This window comes from Variovorax sp. CCNWLW235, assembly GCF_037204085.1.
Classification (GTDB): domain Bacteria; phylum Pseudomonadota; class Gammaproteobacteria; order Burkholderiales; family Burkholderiaceae_C; genus Variovorax.
The window spans coordinates 42,493-63,224 of the sequence record NZ_JBBCBW010000004.1 but is presented as its reverse complement, the minus strand read 5'-3'; the positions used below and the strand labels follow the sequence as shown (position 1 = coordinate 63,224).

The following is a 20,732-nucleotide window of genomic DNA, read 5'->3' as shown; positions in this document are numbered from 1 at the left end:
CCCCGCAGGCTCAGCGGTCGAGATCGACGCCGTCGGCCGCCAGCTTGTCTTGCAGCGCCGGCACATCGACGTCCGCAAACCGGGCGCCGCTGCCCAGCGAAGCCGCCGCCGTTCCCGCGGCTTGCCCCATCACAAAGCAACCGCCGCTCGCACGTGCGGCCGACTGGCCCTCGTGCGTCATGGCGGCGCAGCGGCCGGCCACCAGCAGGTTGTCGACAGTGCGCGGCACCAGCATGCGCCAGGGCAGCTGGTTGTAGGTGCGATTTTCGTCGCGCGGAAAGGCCCAATCGATGCGGCCGTCGGCGTGCATTTCCATCGGCCAGGCATTGATGCCGATGGTGTCGTCGAACGTGGCCGACGAGAGGATGTCCTCGCCGGTGAGCGCATAGAGACCTTCGATCCGGCGCGTTTCGCGGATGCCGACCTGCGGCGCGATCTCGACGATGGCCGACTTTGCAAAACCCGGCACCTCGGCCTTCATGAACTTGAAGTACTCGGCAATCTGCCGCCGGCCTTCGAGCTCGCCTTCGGTGAGCTCGCGCGCATCCACGCCGTTCATCGCGCGGCCCGCGGCATTGCGGATCTGCGTGACGTTGGCGCGCCACTCGCGCGGATCGATGTTGGGCCGGAGGATCGCGCCTTCGCGCGGAAACTTGTACTTGCCGGGCTTCTGCTGCTGCACCGCGGCCATCAGGTCGTTGATGGCCTTGAACTCGCCGACGGCCGCAAGGGCCGGCTCTGCATCGACCTGGCCGACGCGGAACATCGTGGTGGGGAACAGGCCGCTGCCGTGGCCGTCGCCCACTTCGAAGGGCACGCCCGCAAAGGCCGCCACATCGGCGTCGCCGCTCGCGTCGATGAATGCATTGGCGCGAATGGCCTGCCGGCCCGACTTGGTTTCGACCACGAGCGCCGCGATGCGGTTGCCGTCGCGCACCACCGCCGCCGCCCAGGCATGGAACAGCAGGTTCACGCCGGCACCTGCCAGCAACTGGTCGGCCGCGATCTTGTAGGCCGAGGTGTCGTAGGAGCGCACGCGAATGCGGCCCTGCATGCCGTCCTGCGGCTTGTTGAGGCCGCCCAGCGCGTCGATGCGCGCGAGCAGGTCGTCGACCACGCCGCGCACCAGCAGCGTCATCTCGCCGTTGCGCTTGCCATACAGGCCCGCGAAGTTGGTCACGCCGCCCGCGGTGCCCATGCCGCCCAGAAAGCCGTAGCGTTCCACCAGCAGCGTGTTGGCACCGTGGCGCGCGGCGCTCACGGCGGCGGCAATGCCGGCGGGGCCGCCGCCGACCACCACCACGTCGTACTCGCCGAAGACCGGCAGCTCGCGCGCCGGTTCGGTCAGGGTGTTCTGGCTGGCTGCTGTCATCACTGGATCTTGATGCCGCGGGCCGAAATGATCTTGGTCATGATCGCGGCTTCTTCCTTCACGCGCAGGCGCATGCCGTCCGGCGAGGTGCCGACCGCCTGCCAGCCCTGCTCGAAGAGCTTCTGGCGCACTTCGGGCTGCTTCATGATGGTTTCGACCTCGCGGCTGAGGCGAGCCTGGGCGGTCTTGGAGAGGTTGGCGGGGCCGAGCAGCGCCACCCACACTTCCAGCGAAAAGTCGCGCACGCCGGCATCGGCCAGCGGCGGCAGCTCGGGCACCAGCGTGCTGCGTCCGCCCGTGAGGCCGATGGCCTTGAGCTTGCCGGCGCGCACCTGGGGCATGGCCACGCCCGGGGGAATGAGGGCCATCTGCACCTGGTCGCCCAGCATGGCGGTCACGACCTGCGGATTGCCCTGGTAGGGCACGTGTTCGGCGTTGAAGCCGGGTACGCGGCTCTTGAGGAGCTCCATGCCCAGGTGACCGACCGAGCCGACGCCCACCGAACCGTAGTTCCACTTGTCGCCGCCCTTGCGGGCCGCATCGAAGAAGGCGGTGCCCGAAGGCAGGCTGTTCTGCGCCACCAGCACCAGCGGCGCCGTGGCAATCAGCGAGAGATAGGTGAAGTCCTTTGCCGGGTCGTAGGGCAGCCGCGGATACAGCATCTTCGACGAGGTGAGATTGCCGTTGATGACGATGCCCAGCGTGTGGTCGTCATTGGCCTTGGCCACGATGTCGGCCGCGATGTTGCCGGAAGCGCCGGGCTTGTTGTCCACCACCACGGGCTGGCCGAGCGCCTTGGCCAGCGGCTCGGCGATGGTGCGGGCGGCGATGTCGGGCGTGGAGCCGCCCGGAAAGCCCACGAGCAGGCGAATCGGCTTGGTCGGCCAGGCGTTGTTCTGTGCATGGGCCGCCAGCGGCAGCGCGGCGGCGGCAGCCAGGCCGCAGGCGATCAGGAGGGCTCTCTTGGTTGCTTGCATGGAAGATGAAAAAGAAGAACTGTGAAAAAACGTAATGATGACAGCTACTCAAGGCTGATGTTGCCCCGGCGCACCAGGTCGCCGTACACCTTGGACTTGGCCTCGGCGTTGCGCTCGATTTCTTCGGGCGACCACGCCAGCGGCTCGAAGGCGAAGGTGTCGAAGCGGGCGCGGATCTCGGGGTCGGCAATCACCTTGGCCACGTCGGCGTTGATTTTGGCCTTGACCGCGGCCGGCACGCCCTTGGGCGCGAGCAGCGAGACAAATGAGTTCACCTCGAGCGATGCGGGCCCGCCCGCCTCGGCCATGGTGGGCACGTCGGACATCTGGGGAATGCGCTTCGGCGCCGCCACGGCGATGTAGCGCAGCTTGCCGGCCTTGTAGATGCCCTGGCTCGACGGAATGCTCGCGAAGGCCCACGGCACTTCGCCGGTGCCCACGTTCGAATACAACTGCGACACCTCGCGGTATGGCGCATGCCGCATGCGAATGCCCGTGAGCGCCTCGAGTTGCTGCGCACCCAGGTGGCCCGGGCTGCCCACGCCCCACGAACCGTAGACCATCGCCTCCGGGTTGGCCTTGGCTTCGGCGATCAGGTCGCCCATGTTCTTCAGCTTCGATTCGCTGGAAACCGCCACAAAAAACGGCGTGCGGAACAGCGAAGCGACCGGGTCGAAATGCTGCAGCGTGACGAAGTTGCGTGACTTGTACAGGTGCGGCAGCGCGGCCACGTGCTCGCTGTCGAGCTGCAGCAGTGTGTAGCCGTCGGGCGCGGCGCGGCGTGCCTGGTCGATGGCGATGAAGCCGCCGCCGCCCGGCCGGTTGTCGACCACCACGCGCTGGTTCCACAGGCGCGAGAGCTTGTCCGAGACGAGGCGCAGCACCGCGTCGGGCCCGCTGCCGGCGGCAAAGGGCGTGACCAGCGTCACCGGCTTGCTCGGATAGTCGCTGGCCTGCGCCAGGGCGTTGGAGCCGAGGACGGCGGTGGCCGCGGCAAGCACGCCTGCCAGCAATGCGCGTGAAGAAAAGTTCATGGTCGGTTGTCTCCTGGGCCTGTGGCCTCGAATAGTGATGGCGCGGAAAAAAATCGGTTGGTCGGCGGTGTCGGTCAGTGCGGCGAAAGCACGGCCGCGGCGTCGGCGCCCGCTATCGCCACCGGTCGCAGCCGCTCCGGCGCATCGTCCAGGCAATGCTCCGGCCGCCAGGCGTAAAGCCATTCGACCGCATCGTAGAAGCGTTCGGGCGTGCGGCCTACCCAAAGGCTGTTGCGCACCAGCCGCTCCACGCCCTTGGCGTGATACAGGCGCCCCATTTCGCGCACCGAGAGCACCACGCGGGCGGTGCGCGGAATGCGCGCGGCCTCGTAGAGCTTGAAGGCGGCGGGCATGTCGAAATTGCAGGCCTGCACCGCGGCGCCGAGCGTGACGGCGTCTTCGATTGCCATGCAGGCGCCTTGCGCAAGGTACTGCATCATCGGATGCGCGGCGTCGCCGAGTAGCGTGGCCGGCCCTTCGCTCCAGCGCTCCACGGGGTCGCGGTCGGCCGTGCTCCAGCGCCGCCACGAGGTCGGCCGGTCGAGCAGCTGGCGCGGTCGCGCATGCACGCCCTCGAAGTACGAAAGCACTTCTTCCTTGCTGCCGTCGGAAACGCCCCACTCTTCCTGCTCGCGGCTGTGAAAAGTGACGACCAGGTTGTATTGCTCGCCATGGCGCAGCGGATAGTGCACCAGGTGGCAGTTGGGCCCGGCCCAGACCACGGGCGCGTTCCAGCGCAGGTCGGCCGGCATGTCGGCCACCGGCACCACGGCGCGGTACACCACGTGGCCCGAAACGCGCGGCTCGTCGCCGACGAGCTTTGCCCGCACCACCGATTTCACGCCGTCGCAACCCACGATGGCGTCGGCCTTGAAGCGCCGGCCGTCGCGCGTGACGGCGACCACGCCCTGCGCCTTGCCGCCTCCGATGTCGATCGACTCGACCTGCGCCGACGTGTGAAAGCGAATGAGCGGATGCTGCTTCACCGCCTCGTGGATGGCGCCGTGCAGGTCGGCGCGGTGGCTCACCGCATACGGATTTTTGAAGCGCGCGCGGAAGGCCTCGCCCACGGGCACCGAGGCGACCTCGCCGCAATCGACGGCATCCATCATCACGAGACGGTCGGTGAATACCGAGTTGCGGCGCACCGCTTCGCCCACGCCCAGCGCGTCGAGCGCCGCAAAAGCGTTGGGCCCGAGCTGCAGGCCGGCGCCGATCTCGCCGATGGTGGCGCTCTGCTCGAGCAGGTCGATGGAAACACCGAGGCGCGCCAGCGCCAGCGCGGCCGCCATGCCGCCGATGCCGCCGCCGACGAGCAGCACGCGGGGTGGGTTCTTCGTGGGAGATGTGCTCATTGCGGGACCTCTTCTGCGCGGCGTTCCGTCAATCGATGCGCACGGTGAGCGAGGGCAGCTTGTCGATGCTCACCTTGAGCGTCTGGCCCGGCTTGACCGCGCCCACGCCTTCGGGCGTGCCCGTGAAGATCAGGTCGCCGGGCTGCAGCGCGAAGAGCGTCGAGAGATTGGCGATCACCTCGTTCACCGACCAGATCAGGTGCGTGATGTCGCTGTTCTGGCGCACCTGGCCGTCGACTTCGAGCGTGATGGCGCCGGCATTGATCTCGCCCACGTCGGCCAGCGTGCGAAGCGGCGCAATGGGCGCCGAGAAGTCGAAGGCCTTGCCGATTTCCCACGGCCGGCCGGCTTCGCGCATCTTCATCTGCAGGTCGCGTCGGGTCATGTCCAGGCCCACGGCGTAGCTGTGGATATGGCCGGCCGCCTGTTCCGCCGCAATGTTCTTGCCGCCCTTGCCGATGGCCACGACGAGCTCGGCTTCGTAGTGGTAGTTGCTGGTGAGCGGCGGATACGGAATGGCGCCGGTTTCGCCTTCGGCCACGGGCACCACCGAGGCGTCGTCATTGGGCTTGCAGAAGAAGAACGGCGGTTCGCGGTCAGGGTCGAAGCCCATTTCGCGCGCATGCGCCGCATAGTTGCGGCCCACGCAGTAGACGCGGCGCACCGGGAACAAGTCGCTCGAACCCACGATGGGCAGGCCGACGATGGAAGGAGGCGTGAAGACGAAGGACATGAGGGCTCCTGCCGCGCGCGGCGGCACAGGGTCAAGACAAGAGAAAGAAAAAAATGCGGACGGCTTTCAGGCGTCTTCGAGAAAGGCTTCGCGCAACACGCCCATGGCCTGCTGCACGGGACGGTCCGAGAAACTGAAGAGCACCACGTCTTCGCCGGCGGCCGAGAGGCGCAGCGGTGCCCACGACGGCACGACGAAGGTGTCGCGCGGGCCGAATTCGAAGCGCTGGCCGGCGATGTGTGCCGTGCCGCGGCCTTCGACCACGCTGTAGACGGCGCCGTCGGTGGCGCGGTGCGTCTTGCCGGCAAAGCCCTTGGGCAGCAGTTGCAGGTGGGTGCCGATGGTGGGCATCGGTGCGCCGCCGGTCAGCGGGTTGATGTAGCGCAGCTTGTGGCCGAGCCAGGCATCGGGCGCCTCCTGCTTTTGCAGCAGGGCCAGCGCCTCGCGGCTGCGGGCATAGGGGTAGTTGAAGATCGGCGAGGTGGGGGACACGTGGTCGTGGCGCACCGGCACCATGTTGTGGCCGAAGCGCGCAAGGCTGTTGCCCTCGGGGCGCGCCACGTGCTGCACCTTGGCGTCGTCGTTCTCGGCAAAGCCGGCGTCGAAGAAGCGCAGCATCGGAATGTCGAGTCCGTCGAGCCATACCACCGGCTCCACCGTGCCGCCGATGCCCTCGTTGCCGTGGTCGTGCCAGGCCCAAGAGGGCGTGATGATGAAGTCGCCCGGGTACATGGTGGTGCGTTCGCCGCCCACTGTGGTGTAGGCGCCCTTGCCGTCGACGATGAAGCGCAGCGCCGATTGCACGTGGCGGTGCGAAGGCGCCACCTCGCCCGGCATGATGAGCTGCAGGCCGGCGTAGATCGATTGGGTGATGGACGAGTTGCCGGGCAGCGCGGGGTTTTCGAGCACGAGCACGCGGCGCACTGCTTCTTCGGCGGTGATGAGGTCGGCCGACTCCATCAGCAGCGGGCGGATTTCGTCGTAGCGCCACAGCGCCGGCACGCACGGGGTGGTGGGCTCGCGCGGCACCAGGGCGTGCAGCGACTCCCACAGCGGCGTGAGGTTCAGCGGGCGGATGCGCTCGTAGTAGTTGCGGCGCTCCGCGGCATTGGCGGGGGCCACGGCGGCTGGTTTCTGGGCTGATGGATTCATGGCGGTTCGGCCCTTGGCGCGGCCTTTTGTCTCCGGGGAAGCGGCTATCTTCCGCCGGCACTACTATTGGCGCAATGCAGCCACGGCGATAGCTGCGATCCTGTTTTTCGATAGTGGTGGCTTCATTTGGCCGCCGAGGAGAAGCTTCATGGCCCAGCTCGATCTCGAATGGCTGCTGGTTTTCGACGAGGTCTACAAGACGGCGAACGTGTCGAGCGCGGCCGAGCGGCTGGGCATTTCCCAATCGGCGGCCAGCACGGCGCTGGCCCGGCTGCGAACGCACTTCGGCGACAAGCTGTTCGTGCGCACCTCGCGCGGCATGGAGCCCACGCCCTATGCGCGGCAGATCCAGCCGCTGGTGCTGGACATCCTCGACCGGCTGAACCGGGCCAAGGGCGGGCGCGCCAGCTTCGACCCGGCCACCGCGGCGCGCAGCTTTCGCATCTGCATGACCGACATCAGCGAGGTGGTGCTGCTGCCCGGCTTGCTCGACCATCTGCGGCATGCGGCGCCGGGGGTGCGCATCGAGACCGAGATCATCTCCACCGACAGCGGCCGGCGGCTGGAAGACGGCGCGGTCGACCTGGCGGTGGGCTTCATGCCGCAGCTCGATGCAGGCTTCTACCAGCAGACGCTCTTCATGCAGAACTTCGTTTGCCTGGCGGCGCGCAACCATCCGCGCATCGGCGAACGGCTCACGCGCAAGCGCTTCGAGACCGAGGCGCATGCGGTGGTGGCCTCGTCGGGCACCGGCCACGCCATTGTCGACAAGACCATCGCACGGCTGGGGCTGAAGCGAAATGTGGTGACCAGCCTTTCGAGCTTTCTGAGCGTGGCGCGCATCGTGGCGCACACCGAACTCATCGTGATCGTGCCCAGCATCCTTGGAAAGGTGCTGGCCACGCAGGAGCCGGTGAAGCTGCTGGAGCCGCCCTTCGAGTTGCCCGCCTATGCCGTGAAGCAGCACTGGCACGAGCGGTTCCATGCGGACGCCGGCAACGCATGGCTCCGGCGCACGCTGGCAGAGCTGTTCGGCGGGGGCTGAGCGTGCGCGCGGCGCCGACCGGCGGCGCGCATTTGCGGTGCCGGGCGCTCGCATAATCGGGGTTCCCACCAACACAGCCCACGAAAAGGCGGCGCATGTCCTCCATCACACTTCGATTTCTGGCCGAGCCCAGCACCGTCAACTTCGGCGGCAAGGTTCATGGCGGCACCGTCATGAAGTGGATCGACGAGGCCGGCTACGCATGCGCCACCAGCTGGGCCAAGCGCTACTGCGTGACGGCGTTCATCGGCAGCATCCGCTTTCACCACCCGATCATGATCGGCGACCTGGTCGAGGTGGAAGCCCGCCTGGCCTACACCGGCACCACCAGCATGAACATCTCGGTGGAGGTGCGCAGCGGCGACATGAAGGGCGGCACCATGGACAAGACCACCGAATGCCTGATCGTCTTCGTCTCGGTCGATTCGCACGGCCGGCCGCTGCCGGTGCAGGCGTACGTGCCGGGCACCCCCGGCGAAATGGCGCTGGCCGAAAGGGCCAAGGCCCACCTGGAAGCCAGCCGCGCAGCCGGAAAGGCCTAGCCCCGCGAAGGCTGCGTTCATAGACGTGAAGCTCTAAAGGCAGAGGCGTCTTGCGGCTAGAGTAGCCCGATTGTTTTCACAGGAACATTTCGCATGGCTACCCAGGACGACGAGAACGGCAGCAACAAGGGCGCCGACCGCATCAAGGATTCCGCGCAGCAGATCTGGCTGGCAGGGCTCGGTGCCTTTGCCAAGATGCAGCAGGAAGGCAGCAAGGCTTTCGAGGCGCTGGTGAAAGACGGCGCCGGCATGCAGAAGAAAACCCAGGCCGCCGCCGAAGAAACGCTTGCGCAGGCGCAAACGCGCATGGCCGGCTTTGCGAGCGAATTCGGCACCAAGGCCGCCGGCCAGTGGGGCAAGCTCGAGAACATCTTCGAAGAGCGCGTGGCGCGCGCCCTCGAAAAGCTGGGCCTGCCTTCGGCCGCCGACTATGCCGCGCTGCAGGCCCGCGTGGCGGCGCTCGAAGCCGAACTGCAGCGCAGCGAGAAAAAGCCGGCCACCGCCCCCGCGCGGGCAAGCCGCAAGACGGCGGGCCGCAGTGCGGCGCCCGCTGCCGCCCCCAAGAAGACCGTGCGGCGCAGCACCAAAGCCGGCTAGGCACGCGAGCCCGGCCACGGCCGGGTGCCTGCCCCCTTCTTTTTGCGGCACTGCACAACGCGTGCTGCCGCAAAACATTGCCCCGCGTTGTTCAAGGTGCGGTGCACATACGCTAGAGTGTCCCCACAAGAGACAAAACGGGGACTGACATGGCCAAGAAGGCGCCACGCCGCACAGCGCAACGCATTCTCGAAGCCGCACTGGAGCTGTTCAACCGCTTCGGGGAGCCGAACGTCTCCACCACGCTGGTGGCGGGCGAGCTCAACATCAGTCCCGGCAACCTCTACTACCACTACCCCGCCAAGGAAGAGCTGATCAACAAGCTCTACGAGAGCTACGAGGCCGAGCTCAACGAGCTCCTGCATGCCAGCGAAGGCGTGCACGACGTGGAAGACGCCTGGTTCTTCATGCACAGCCTGTTCGAGCTGATCTGGCGCTACCGCTTTCTCTACCGCGACCTGAACGACCTGCTCAGCAAGAACCGTCACCTGGAGACGCAGTTCCAGCTGGTGCTGAAGAACAAGGCGCGCGCCATCCGCGTGCTCATTGCAGGGCTGAGCCGGTCCGGGCACCTCGACATCGACGCGCACGAGGTCGACACGCTGGCGCAGAGCATGGTGGTGGTGCTGACCTACTGGCTGAGCTACGAATACGTGCGCAACCCGCGCGAAGCGCTCGAACCCGCGCATGCGCAAGGCGCCCTGATGCGCGGCGGTCAGCACACGCTCCACCTGCTCGCGCCCTATCTCGGGAGAGACCAGCGGAGGCATTTGCTGACACTCAGCAACGCCTACAGCGGCGAAGATCCGGCAAGCGATGCGCCGTCGGTTGCACCCATCGATCTGGCGGCCTAGATGACCATGCCCCACCCAGACTTCAAACCGCTTTCGCTGATGTCCGCCGGCCCTGTTGCCGCGGCGGCACCGGCGGAACCCTGGACGCCGCTGCCCTACGCCGACGTGCCGCGCTACGACGCGAGCACGCTGCTGTCGCAGTGGCTGCGCCTTCATGCCGGCCACCCCTTGCCGCCGCCCGAGAAGGAGCATCCGCTGGCGGACGGCTGGGCGCTGTACCACAGCGGAGAGTTCGAACGCGCCGCCGCGCTCGGCCTGCTACACGGCCCCGAGGGCCTGGTGCTGGCCAACCAGGCCACCGCCATCTATGCCAACTACCTCGAGCCCCGCGAGGCGGTGCGGCTTTCGATGTTCCGCCAGGTTATCGAACGCGCCGGCGCGCAGGCCACCGCCGAGCCCGACAACTGCCAGGCGCTTTACTGGCAGGCCTACGCCCTCGGCCGCTACAGCCAGGGCATCAGCGTGGCGCGGGCCTTGGCGCAGGGCCTGGGCAGCAAGCTCAAGGGCGCGCTCGAACGCGTGATCGAGCTGCAGCCGGACCACGCCGACGCGCACATCGCACTGGCCGCCTTCCATGCCGAAGTGATCGACAAGGTGGGTGCGCTGGTCGGGCGCATGACCTACGGCGTGCGGGCCGAAGCATCGGTCGAGCTGTTCGAGCGCGGCCTCGCGCTGAACCCCCATTCGGCCAGCGCGCTGATGGAATACGGCCGCGCGCTGCTCATGCTGCATGGCGACGCGCGCATGGGCGAGGCCACGCAGCTGTACGAAAAGGCCGCGGCGCTGGAGCCGGTGGATGCGAAGGAACGGCTCGACGTGGAACTGGCGCGGGCGGGACTCGCCGACTGACGCGCCGGAGGGCTGGTACCCGCAGGTACCGCGCCACTTAAGATGCGTACTCTTCGCTTTTCAACAGACCGCCCATGTCCGACCTCAACGCCCAATTCGAAGCCGCCCAGGCCAACTCCAAGCTGCTGGCCGAGCGGCCCGACAACCCGACGCTGCTCAAGATCTACGGCCTCTTCAAGCAGGCCACCGAAGGCAACAACACCGCCAAGAAGCCCAGCTTCAGCGACATCGTCGCGCGCGCCAAGTGGGACGCGTGGACCGCGCAAAAGGGCTTGAGTGCCGACGAGGCCAAGCAGAAGTACATCGACCTGATCGAGTCGCTGCGCGGCTGACCTCCACCCTTCAGCCGACGATCCCGCGTTCGTGCAACGCGGCGATCTGCTCGGCGCTCAGGCCGATCTCCTTCAGCACGGCATCGGTGTCCGCGCCGAGCGCAGGTGCGTTATGCCGGTGGCCGGCCGGCGTGAGCGACAGCTTGGGCACGAAGCCCGGCACGGCCAGCGTGCTGCCGTCCGCCATGCGCACCTGCTGCAGCATGCCGCGCGCGGCGTAGTGCGGGTCGGCCGCAATATCGGCAATGGTGTAGATGCGACCCGCCGGCACGTGCGCGGCATCGAGTGCGGCAAGCACTTCGTCGACCGTGCGCTGCGCGGCCCATTCGCCGATGGCGGCATCGAGCATTTCCACCTGCGCCACCCTGCCGGTGTTGCCGGCCAGCGCCGGATCGGCGGCGAGGTCGGGCCGGCCTATGCATTCCATCAACCGGCGGAAGATGCTGTCGCCATTGCCCGCCACGATGGCATAGCCGCCGTCGGCACAGCGGTAGGCGTTGGTGGGCGCAATGCCGGGCAGCGCGCTGCCGGCCGCCTCGCGCACCGCACCGAACGCGCTGTATTCAGGCAGCAGGCTTTCCATGCAGTTGAAGACGGCCTCGTAGAGCGCCACGTCCACCACTTGCCCCCTGCCCTTCGGATATTCGGCGCTCACCGTGGCGTGGCGGTGCTGCATGGCCATGAGCACGCCGATCACGCCGTGCAATGAAGCCAGCGTGTCGCCGATGGAAACGCCCACGCGCACCGGCACGCGTCCGGGCTCGCCCGTGAGATGGCGCAGCCCGCCCATGGCCTCGGCCACCACGCCGAAGCCGGGGCGGTCGCGGTAGGGGCCGGTCTGGCCGTAGCCGCTGATGCGCAGCATCACGAGCGCGGGGTTCGCGGCCAGGAGCTCATCGGGCCCCAGGCCCCAGCCTTCCATCGCGCCGGGACGGAAGTTCTCGATCAGCACGTCGGCCTCGGCCGCAAGCTGCCGCACGATGGCCTGGGCTTCGGCCTGGCGCAAGTCGAGCGCCAGCGAGCGCTTGTTGCGCGACTGCACCTGCCACCAGACCGAAGTGCCGTCTTTCAGCAGGCGCCACGTGCGCAGCGGATCGCCCGCGCCGGGCGGCTCGATCTTGACGACCTCGGCGCCGAAATCGGCCAGCGTGCGTGCCGCGAAAGGCCCGGCGATGAGTTGGCCGAGCTCGACGACCTTGAGGCCGGCCAGGGGACCGGCGGCTGCTGGTTTGGCGGGCGAAGAAGAGGTGTGGGTCATGACACCCGAGTGTGCCGTGGCGCCAGGCGGCGCTCGTGGGGCGGGAAAACACCTATGAATTCTTGACAAGGCATCTCCGGTCTTTTCCGCAGTGCAGCAATCGCCTTGCAGGAACGGCTCTCCCCCGAGGAGAAAGCGGCTTGCTGCACCGCAATGCGTGCGTGTTGCATCTCACCTGAACGTCAAAAAAGTATCAGTTTCGGTCTCTAACTCTGGTTGTGGGCGTCCGGGACGATTCGTACAGTCCGCCCACTGTCATACGCTGCAAACCACAACAAGGAGACGAGAAAACGCCATGCAACCCGATCTGGAAATCGTCGAAGTCCGCGGAGATGAATCGTTCACCGCCTGGGCGCACGGCTATCCGTATCGCACGGTGCGCTGGCATTTCCATCCCGAGTACGAAATCCAGCTGATCGTGGAAACGCGCGGCGTGTACTTTGTGGGCGACCATGTCGGGCACTTCGAGCCGGGCAACCTGGTGCTGATGGGCCCCGACCTGCCGCACAACTGGATCAGCGACGTGCCCGCGGGCCAGAGCGTCGAGCGGCGCGGCATCGTGATCCAGTTTCCGGCCGGGCTGGTCGACCGGATGGCGGGCACCTTTCCGGAGTTCGCCCGCATCGTCCCGCTGCTGGCCGAGGCCGGCTCGGGCCTTCTCTTTTCGGCGGAAACAGCCGTCACGGCCAAGCCGATCATGGAAGCGCTGCTCGAAGCACGCGGACTGCGCCGCGTGATCCTGCTGCTGTCGCTGCTCGAACTGCTGGAAGGCAGCAACGACCGCCAGCGGCTCGCGAGCCCGGCGTTCAAGCCCGATCCCAAGGCCTTCATGTCGCACGCCATCAACAACGTGCTGGCGCACATTGCGGCCAACCTGGGCGACGACCTGCGCGAGCCGATGCTGGCCGAGCTGGTGGGCCAGAGCCCGAGCGCCTTCTCGCGCTCGTTCCGCAAGCACACGGGCCAGTCGTTCGTGCGCTATGTGAACCGCCTGCGCATCAGCCGCGCCTGCGAGCTGCTTACCAGCAGCGAAAAACCTGTGCTCGACGTCTGCATGGACGTGGGCTTCAACAACGTGTCGAACTTCAACCGCCAATTCCTGCTGCACAAGCGCATGCCGCCGACGAAGTTCCGCAGTTTCCATCGCATGCAGGCCGCGGCCTCGCGTGCGGCAAATCCGCCGTAGCCGGCTTTCTTCCCTGTTCCCGTGCCCTCATCGGCGCGGCGCTCCGAGCGCCGCGTGGGGGCGCCTTTGCCCCGAGTTTTTCGACAGCCATCACAAACCAGGAGACACAGCACCATGAAGAATTTTCTCAAAGCCACCGCCATCCTTGCCGCGCTGGTCTGCGGCGCCTCCGGCGCGCAGGCGCAAACGCCCAAGCAGCCGCTGCGCATCGGCATGACTTTCCAGGAGCTGAACAACCCCTACTTCGTGACGATGAAGCAGGCGCTCGAGGAAGCCGCGGCCAGCATCGGCGCAACCGTGGTCACCACCGACGCGCGGCATGACGTTTCCAAGCAGATCGGCGACGTGGAAGACATGATCCAGAAGAAGATCGACATCCTGCTGCTGAACCCGACCGACTCCACCGGCGTGCAGTCGGCGGTGCGCTCGGCCAAGAAGGCAGGCGTGATCGTGGTGGCGGTCGACGCCAACGCGCAGGGGCCGGTCGATTCGTTCGTGGGCTCGAAGAACCTCGACGCGGGCCGCCTGGCCTGCGAATACCTGGCGAAGAACATCGGCGAGAAAGGCGACGTGGCCATTCTCGACGGCATTCCGGTCGTGCCGATCCTCGAGCGCGTGAAGGGCTGCCGCGAAGCACTCGCCAAGTACCCCGGCATCAAGGTGGTGAGCACGCAGAACGGCAAACAGGAGCGCGCCACCGCGCTCACCGTGACCGAGAACATCCTGCAGGCCAACAAGGATCTGAAAGGCATCTTCAGCGTGAACGACGGTGGCTCGATGGGCGCGCTCGCCGCCATCGACGCAAGCGGCAAGGACGTGAAGCTCGCGAGCGTGGACGGCGCGCCCGAAGCCATCAAGGCCATGCAGAAGCCCAACTCGAAGTTCATTGCCACCACCGCGCAATACCCGCGCGACCAGATTCGCCTGGCCATCGGCATTGCGCTGGCCAAGAAGTGGGGCGCGAACGTGCCGGCCGCGGTGCCGGTGGATGTGAAGCTGATCGACGCCGAGGGCGCGAAGACCTTCAGCTGGTAACCCGCGCCGGCCATGAGCTCCCCCGCAGAAGAAGGCCTCGAGATGCTCCGGCTGGAAGGCGTGTCCAAGCGCTTTCCGGGCGTGAAGGCGCTGTCGGGCATCGACCTGTCGATCCGCAAGGGCGAGGTGCATGCGCTGCTCGGCGAGAACGGCGCGGGCAAGTCGACGCTGATGAAGATTCTCGGCGGCATCTACCAGGCCGACGAGGGCCGCATCTTCATCGAAGGCCGCGAGCGGCAGTTCGCGGGCTACGCCGATGCGATTGCCGCGGGCGTGGGCATCATCTTCCAGGAGTTCAGCCTCATTCCGTACCTGAACGCGGTGGAGAACATCTTTCTCGGCCGCTATCTGAAGAACCGGTTCGGGCTGCTCGACAGGGCCGCCATGAAGCGCTCCGCGCGGGCGATCTTCGAGGAGCTGGGCGTGCAGATCGACCTCGACGTGCCGATCTGCCGGCTCTCGGTGGCGCAGCAGCAGTTTGTCGAAATCGGCAAAGCGCTGTCGCTGAAGGCGCGGCTGCTGGTGCTCGACGAGCCGACCGCCACGCTCACGCCCAATGAGGCGGGGCATCTGTTCAAGATCATGCGGGAGTTGCGCGCCAAGGGCGTGGCAATGATCTTCATCTCGCACCACCTGGATGAGATCTTCGAGGTGTGCGACCGCATCAGCGTGCTGCGCGACGGCGCGAATGCAGGGCATGCGGAGGTGGGCGCGACCGACGTGAATGCGCTGGTCGAGATGATGGTCGGCCGCAAGATCGAGCACAACTTTCCGCCCAAGCCGCAGCCTGCGCCGCGCGGGCGCAAGGTGCTCGAGGTGCCGGAGATCCAGCTCGCCAAGGGCGGGCCGGTGAACAGCTTCGATCTGCACGAGGGCGAGATCCTCGGCTTTGCGGGGCTCGTGGGCTCGGGGCGCACCGAACTCGCGCTGGGAATGATGGGCGCCGACCGCGTGCACCGCAAGACGGTGCTGCGCAACGGAAAGCCGGTGCGGCTCAACGACCCGACGCAGGCGCTGGAGAACGGCATCGGCCTGCTGCCGGAGAGTCGAAAGGTCGAAGGGCTGATTACCGACTTCACGATCCGCTTCAACATTTCGATGAACAACCTCGGCAAGCACAAGAGCGCCGGGCTGGTGAGCCAGAAGTCGGAGAAGCAGTCGGCCGCCGAACTCTCGAGGCGCGTGGGCGTGAAGGCACCAGGCATCGAGACGCGCGTGGCCACGCTCTCGGGCGGCAACCAGCAGAAGGTGGTGATTGCGCGCTGGCTCGACCACGACTGCGAAGTGCTGATCTTCGATGAGCCGACGCGCGGCATCGACGTGGGCGCCAAGGCGGAGATCTACAGCCTGATGCGCGACCTCACGCAGCAGGGCAAGGCCATCATCATGATTTCGAGCGAGCTGCCCGAGATCGTGGGCATGTGCGACCGCGTCGCCGTGTTCTCGGGCGGATCCATCGTGGCCACGCTCGAGGGCGACTCCATCAACTCCGGCGACATCATGCGCCACGCAACGACAGGGGGCTCGCAATGAATGCAACCGCCATCCACCCCACATCGCCCACGCCCGACGGCGGATTGTTCACGCAGCTTCGCCGCTCCACGGCCTTTCTGCCGCTGGTCGGCCTGGTTGCGATCTCGGTCTTCATGATCGTTGCAACCGACAACTTTCTATCGTGGGGCAACCTGCAGAACATCGCGCTGCAATCGTCGATCAACGCGATCATCGCGGTGGGCATGACCGCCGCCATCCTCACCGGCGGCATCGATCTCTCGGTGGGCGCGGTGGTGGCGCTGTCGGGCACGCTGGCCTCGGGAATGATGGTGCAGTTCGGGCTGCCGCCGATGCTTGCGGTGCCGCTCGGGCTGGCGGTGGGCGTGGTGATCGGCCTCTTCAACGGCTACTGCGTGGCTTACCTGCGCATGCCGCCGATCATCGTGACGCTGGCCACCATGGGCATTGCACGCGGCATCGCGCTCATCTACACCGGCGGCTACCCGATCGACGGATTGCCGGAGTCGTTCGCCTTTCTCGGCGGCGGCGTGCTGGCGGGCATCAAGGTGCCGATCCTCATCATGCTGGCCACCTACCTGGTCGCATATGTGCTGCTGAACATGGCGCCGTTCGGCCGCTATGTGTATGCGATCGGCGGCAATGAGGAAGCGACGCGGCTCTCCGGCGTGCGCGTGTCGCGCTACAAGCTGCTGGTGTATGCGCTGAGCGGTTTTACCGCCGCCGTGGCCGGCATCGTGCAGGCGGCGCGCGTCACGAGCGGGCAACCCGGCGTGGGCGTGGGCTTCGAACTCGACGCCATCGCGGCGGTGGTGATGGGCGGCACGTCCATTGCCGGCGGGCGCGGCGCCATCGTGGGCACGCTGGTCGGCGCGCTGCTTCTGGGCGTGCTGAACAACGGACTCAACATGATCGGCGTGTCGCCGTACCTGCAATTGATCATCAAGGGCGGCATTGTCTTGCTCGCGATCTTCATCAGCCGAGAAGCCAAGCGCTGACTCCCCTGTCTTGCTCCTTCCCCTTCCGGGGGAAGGCTGGGATGGGTGCAGGCAGGGCGTGCCCAGTAGTGACGCCGCTTGCCCCCACCCCTGCCCTCCCCCGGAAGGGGAGGGAGAAATTTCCAACACCCCTCTGACCACAAGGAACCCATGTCGTACCAAAAACTCCAGCCCGGCGCATCGGGCGCGATCGGAAAGCTCGCCGCCATGCAGGCCGTCGTCTGCCATGGCCCGAAGGACTACCGGCTCGAAACCGTCGACGTGCCCGCCATCGGCCCGAACGAGCTGCTGATCTCCATCGCGGCCTGCGGCATCTGCGCCTCCGACTGCAAATGCCATTCGGGCGCGAAGATGTTCTGGGGCGGCGACGGCCAGCCCTCTTGGGTCAAGGCGCCCGTGGTCCCCGGCCATGAATTCTTCGGCTACGTGGAGGCACTCGGCGAAGGCGCAGCCGAACACTTTGGCGTGGAGAAAGGCGACCGCGTGATCGCCGAACAGATCGTGCCCTGCGACAAGTGCCGCTTCTGCACATCGGGCAAGTACTGGATGTGCGAGGTGCACAACATCTTCGGCTTCCAACGCATCGTGGCAGACGGCGGCATGGCCGACTACATGCGCCTGCCGCCGACCTCGCGCGTGCACAAGATTCCCGATGGCATTTCGCTGGAAGACGCGGCCATCATCGAACCGCTCTCGTGCGCGATCCACACGGTGAACCGCGGCGACATCCAGCTCGATGACGTGGTGGTGATCGCAGGCGCCGGCCCGCTCGGGCTGATGATGGTGCAGGCGGCGGCACTCAAGACGCCGAAGAAGCTGATCGTGATCGACCTCGTGCCCGAACGGCTCGCGCTCGCGAAGCAGTTCGGCGCCGACGTGACGATCAACCCCAAGACCGAGAACGCCGACGCCATCGTCAAGGGCCTGACCGAGGGCTACGGCTGCGACGTCTACATCGAGACCACGGGCGCGCCCATCGGCGTGACGCAGGGGCTGGACATGATCCGCAAGCTCGGCCGTTTTGTCGAGTTCAGCGTGTTCGGCTCGGAGACGAGCGCCGACTGGTCGATCATCGGCGACCGCAAGGAGCTCGACGTGCGCGGCGCGCACCTGGGCCCCTACTGCTACCCGATTGCCATCGACCTGCTGGCGCGCGGGCTCGTCACGTCCAAGGGCATCGTGACGCACGACTTTCCGTTGACCGAGTGGGAGCGCGCCTTCAAACTGGCCAACTCTCTCGATTCGATCAAGGTGCTGCTCAAGCCGCAGCCCAAGTCCTGAAAGACGGTGTTGCCATGAAGTACGTGATCGGCGTCGACATCGGCACGCAGAGCACCAAGTGCCTGCTGGTCGGCATCGACGGCAAGGTGCTTTCGCAAAGCAGCATGGCCTACCAGCCGGAAACGCCGAAGCCGCTGTGGGCGCAGCAAGACTGCGAGGTGTGGTTCAACGCGGTGTGCGAGAGCGTGCGCGCCTGTGTCGCGAAGAGCGGCATCGCGCCAGCCGATATTGCCGCCATGTGCGTGAGCAGCCTCTACGGCGGCGCGGGCATTCCGGTCGACGAGGCGATGCAGCCGCTGCATCCCTGCCTGATCTGGATGGACCGCCGTGCCACCGCAGAGGTCGACACGGTGAACGCGACCGTCGACGTGGCGCGGCTGCAAGCGATTACCGGCAACGGCATCGACAGCTACTACGGCTTCACCAAGATGCTGTGGATTCGCGAGCACCTGCCCGATGTGTGGGCGAAGACGCGCTACTTCCTGCCGCCCAACAGCTATGTCAACTGGCGGCTCACGGGTGAACTCGCGGTCGATCACAGTTCGGCCGGCAACATCGGCGGTGTGTACGACGCGGTGCAGCGCAGCTGGTCGGAAGAAGCACTCGGCATGCTCGGCATCCCGGCGCGCATGATGCCGCCGCGCCTGGTCGAATCGAGCGACGTGGTCGGCGGGCTGAGCGCCGAATGGGCCGCGAAGCTGGGTCTCGCCGAAGGCATGTCGCTCATGGCCGGCGGCGTGGATGCGGCCGTGGCCACCTTCTGCGCCGGCGTCACCGGCAGCGGCGACCACGTCGCGATGATCGGCACCAGCATGTGCTGGGGCTTCGTGAGCCCCACGGTGGATGCCCGCCACAAGCTCATCACCATGCCGCATGTGTACCGGGGCGCAGACCGCAGCTACGTGTTCGGCGGCGCCATCACCGCGGGCGCAGCCGTCACTTGGTTTCGCGAAACCTTCTGCCAGGCCGAAATGGCCGAGGCCGCACGCACCGGCGAAGACGCGCACGCACTCATCGAACGCAAGGCCGTCGACGTGCCGCCCGGTGCGGAAGGCCTGGTCTTCCTGCCCTACATGATGGGCGAGCGCAGCCCCATTTGGGATGCACAAGCCAAGGGCGCGTTCATCGGCCTCTCGCTTGCGCACAGCCGCGCGCACCTGTACCGCGCGGTGCTCGAAGGCGTGAGCTTTGCGCTGCAGCACAACATCGAGGCCGGCCGGCAAAGCGGCCAGCCGCTGGACAACCGACTGATCGTGGTCGGTGGCGCGGCGCATTCAAACCTGTGGATGCAGATCGTCGCGGACATCACGGGCTACCCGGTATTCACTATCGAGGAAGAAGTCGAGGCGGCCCTCGGCGCTGCGATGCTCGCGGCGCTTGGTGCCGGGCTGGTCGATGCGGCGACAGCCGAACGCGGCTGGGTCACGCTGGTGGAACGCGCGCGGCCGCAACCTGAAGCGCAGGCTGTCTATCGCAAGCGCTTCGATATCTACAAATCCCTTTATCCCGCATTGCGCGACGCGATGCACGGACTGAAATGAATTCCTGTCGTGTTCGCCGTGCTGGAAGGCATTCTGGGTGCGCACCCGCCGACGGGGTACCTTTCTCCGCGAATGTCCCCCGGCCTGCGGCCTCCTCCTTTATTTCGCTGCGCAAGGCACCCCATCGACGGGTGCGTTATGAACGGCGGTCGTTGATCGGCCGAGCACCATGAGCGTGCCCTAGTGCACAGGGCATCGGGTGCTCCGCGCAGCGAAATAAAGGAGGAGGGGCGCAGCCCCGGGGGACATTCGCGGAGGGGAGTACCCGGTGGCCTTTGCACCCGCCCTGAATGCATCCCAGCGCACCCCACGCCACCACACTGAACAACAACCGACATGAAAACCTCCTTCGATTTCTCCGCCAAACGCGCCCTGGTCACCGGCGCCAGCAGCGGCATCGGCCGCGCAGTAGCAGTACGGCTCGCACAATCAGGCGCATCGGTAACGACCGTGGGCCGCAATGCCTCAGCACTCGACGCCCTGCACACAGAAGCCGGCTGCACCCCACTGGTGATCGACGTCGAAGATACGGTCGCACTGGAACGACGACTCGCAGACTTGCCGGCCTTCGACCTCGTGGTGAACTGCGCCGGCATCGCACTGCTCGAATCGGCGTTCGACTTTCAGCCCAAGAACTTCGATGCCGTGATGGCTGTCAACGCGCGCGCCGCGGCGTTGGTGGCCTCGCGCTGCGGCAAGGCGATGGTCTCGGCCGGCGTGCGCGGCAGCATCGTCAATGTGTCGAGCCAGGCTTCACTGGTCGCACTCGATGCGCACCTTTGCTATTGCGCGTCGAAGGCTGCCATGGATGCGATCACGCGTTCGCTATGCCTTGAATTCGGACCCTATGGCATTCGCGTGAACAGCGTGAACCCCACCGTCACGCTCACGCCCATGGCCGAACAGGCCTGGGCCGATCCCGCAAAAAGCGCGGCTGCGCTCAAGAATATTCCGCTCGGGCGGTTTGCGCAGGTCGACGAAGTGGTGGCGCCGATCTTGTTTCTGCTCTCGGGCGGCGCATCGATGATCAGCGGTGCAGCGCTGCCGGTGGACGGCGGCTACACCATCGTCTGAAGCTG

The 20,732-nt window shown here is 66.7% G+C and carries 20 protein-coding genes; 13 read left to right on the top strand and 7 right to left on the bottom strand.

Going from position 1 to position 20,732, the window contains the following annotated elements; all coding sequences use genetic code 11:
- Nucleotides 1–10: 10 nt before the first annotated feature.
- The 6 genes from V9L21_RS06565 to gtdA form a co-directional block, all read right to left on the bottom strand.
- A complete protein-coding gene (locus V9L21_RS06565) occupies nucleotides 11–1,372 on the bottom strand; it encodes an FAD-dependent oxidoreductase (RefSeq protein ID WP_337310214.1) in 1,362 nt (453 codons plus the stop codon).
- Nucleotides 1,372–2,349 (bottom strand): Bug family tripartite tricarboxylate transporter substrate binding protein, encoded by a 978-nt coding sequence (locus V9L21_RS06560; protein WP_337310212.1) that lies wholly within the window; start codon nucleotides 2,347–2,349, stop codon nucleotides 1,372–1,374. The genes V9L21_RS06565 and V9L21_RS06560 overlap by 1 nt, the downstream gene beginning before the upstream one ends.
- Before the next feature lie 44 nt (nucleotides 2,350–2,393).
- Entirely contained in the window at nucleotides 2,394–3,383 is a 990-nt protein-coding gene (locus V9L21_RS06555) for a Bug family tripartite tricarboxylate transporter substrate binding protein (RefSeq protein ID WP_337310210.1), read from the bottom strand.
- A 74-nt stretch (nucleotides 3,384–3,457) separates the two neighbouring features.
- Nucleotides 3,458–4,738 (bottom strand): 3-hydroxybenzoate 6-monooxygenase, encoded by a 1,281-nt coding sequence (locus V9L21_RS06550; RefSeq protein WP_337310208.1) that lies wholly within the window; start codon nucleotides 4,736–4,738, stop codon nucleotides 3,458–3,460.
- A 28-nt stretch (nucleotides 4,739–4,766) separates the two neighbouring features.
- A complete protein-coding gene (locus tag V9L21_RS06545) occupies nucleotides 4,767–5,471 on the bottom strand; it encodes a fumarylacetoacetate hydrolase family protein (protein ID WP_337310206.1) in 705 nt (234 codons plus the stop codon).
- 66 nt (nucleotides 5,472–5,537) lie between these two features.
- A complete protein-coding gene (gtdA, locus tag V9L21_RS06540; RefSeq protein ID WP_337310204.1) occupies nucleotides 5,538–6,623 on the bottom strand; it encodes a gentisate 1,2-dioxygenase in 1,086 nt (361 codons plus the stop codon).
- Nucleotides 6,624–6,771: 148 nt separating this feature from the next.
- On the opposite strand from gtdA, the gene V9L21_RS06535 reads away from it, so the two are divergent.
- The 6 genes from V9L21_RS06535 to V9L21_RS06510 all read left to right on the top strand — a co-directional run bounded on the left by V9L21_RS06535 (nucleotide 6,772) and on the right by V9L21_RS06510 (nucleotide 10,842).
- The gene (locus V9L21_RS06535; RefSeq protein ID WP_337310201.1) at nucleotides 6,772–7,668 is read left to right on the top strand and encodes a LysR family transcriptional regulator; all 897 of its coding nucleotides are present in this window, start codon (nucleotides 6,772–6,774) and stop codon (nucleotides 7,666–7,668) included.
- A gap of 95 nt (nucleotides 7,669–7,763) precedes the next feature.
- Entirely contained in the window at nucleotides 7,764–8,210 is a 447-nt protein-coding gene (locus tag V9L21_RS06530; protein ID WP_337310200.1) for an acyl-CoA thioesterase, read from the top strand.
- A 93-nt stretch (nucleotides 8,211–8,303) separates the two neighbouring features.
- Nucleotides 8,304–8,807: a phasin family protein gene (locus V9L21_RS06525; protein WP_337310198.1), complete on the top strand. Its 504-nt coding sequence runs from the start codon at nucleotides 8,304–8,306 to the stop codon at nucleotides 8,805–8,807.
- A 149-nt stretch (nucleotides 8,808–8,956) separates the two neighbouring features.
- The gene (locus V9L21_RS06520) at nucleotides 8,957–9,661 is read left to right on the top strand and encodes a TetR/AcrR family transcriptional regulator (protein ID WP_126747777.1); all 705 of its coding nucleotides are present in this window, start codon (nucleotides 8,957–8,959) and stop codon (nucleotides 9,659–9,661) included.
- Between the two features lie 6 nt (nucleotides 9,662–9,667).
- The gene (locus V9L21_RS06515) at nucleotides 9,668–10,510 is read left to right on the top strand and encodes a hypothetical protein (RefSeq protein ID WP_337310553.1); all 843 of its coding nucleotides are present in this window, start codon (nucleotides 9,668–9,670) and stop codon (nucleotides 10,508–10,510) included.
- A 74-nt stretch (nucleotides 10,511–10,584) separates the two neighbouring features.
- On the top strand, nucleotides 10,585–10,842 hold the full coding sequence (locus V9L21_RS06510; RefSeq protein ID WP_337310194.1) for an acyl-CoA-binding protein: 258 nt from the start codon (nucleotides 10,585–10,587) through the stop codon (nucleotides 10,840–10,842).
- 10 nt (nucleotides 10,843–10,852) lie between these two features.
- Here V9L21_RS06510 and V9L21_RS06505 read toward each other — a convergent pair whose 3' ends face one another.
- A complete protein-coding gene (locus V9L21_RS06505) occupies nucleotides 10,853–12,100 on the bottom strand; it encodes a CaiB/BaiF CoA transferase family protein (protein ID WP_337310192.1) in 1,248 nt (415 codons plus the stop codon).
- Between the two features lie 295 nt (nucleotides 12,101–12,395).
- Between V9L21_RS06505 and V9L21_RS06500 the strand changes: the two genes are divergently transcribed.
- The 7 genes from V9L21_RS06500 to V9L21_RS06470 all read left to right on the top strand — a co-directional run bounded on the left by V9L21_RS06500 (nucleotide 12,396) and on the right by V9L21_RS06470 (nucleotide 20,727).
- A complete protein-coding gene (locus tag V9L21_RS06500) occupies nucleotides 12,396–13,286 on the top strand; it encodes an AraC family transcriptional regulator (RefSeq protein ID WP_337310190.1) in 891 nt (296 codons plus the stop codon).
- Between the two features lie 114 nt (nucleotides 13,287–13,400).
- Nucleotides 13,401–14,321, top strand: a complete 921-nt coding sequence (locus V9L21_RS06495) for an ABC transporter substrate-binding protein (protein ID WP_337310188.1) — start codon at nucleotides 13,401–13,403, stop codon at nucleotides 14,319–14,321.
- A gap of 12 nt (nucleotides 14,322–14,333) precedes the next feature.
- Nucleotides 14,334–15,854 (top strand): sugar ABC transporter ATP-binding protein, encoded by a 1,521-nt coding sequence (locus V9L21_RS06490; protein ID WP_337310186.1) that lies wholly within the window; start codon nucleotides 14,334–14,336, stop codon nucleotides 15,852–15,854.
- On the top strand, nucleotides 15,851–16,831 hold the full coding sequence (locus V9L21_RS06485; RefSeq protein ID WP_337310184.1) for an ABC transporter permease: 981 nt from the start codon (nucleotides 15,851–15,853) through the stop codon (nucleotides 16,829–16,831). Before V9L21_RS06490 ends, V9L21_RS06485 begins: the two co-directional genes overlap by 4 nt.
- Before the next feature lie 150 nt (nucleotides 16,832–16,981).
- Nucleotides 16,982–18,112, top strand: a complete 1,131-nt coding sequence (locus V9L21_RS06480) for an alcohol dehydrogenase catalytic domain-containing protein (protein WP_337310182.1) — start codon at nucleotides 16,982–16,984, stop codon at nucleotides 18,110–18,112.
- Between the two features lie 14 nt (nucleotides 18,113–18,126).
- Nucleotides 18,127–19,653 (top strand): FGGY-family carbohydrate kinase, encoded by a 1,527-nt coding sequence (locus tag V9L21_RS06475; protein WP_337310180.1) that lies wholly within the window; start codon nucleotides 18,127–18,129, stop codon nucleotides 19,651–19,653.
- A gap of 336 nt (nucleotides 19,654–19,989) precedes the next feature.
- Complete coding sequence (locus V9L21_RS06470; RefSeq protein WP_337310178.1) at nucleotides 19,990–20,727, top strand: SDR family oxidoreductase; 738 nt, start codon at nucleotides 19,990–19,992, stop codon at nucleotides 20,725–20,727.
- Nucleotides 20,728–20,732 lie beyond the last annotated feature (5 nt).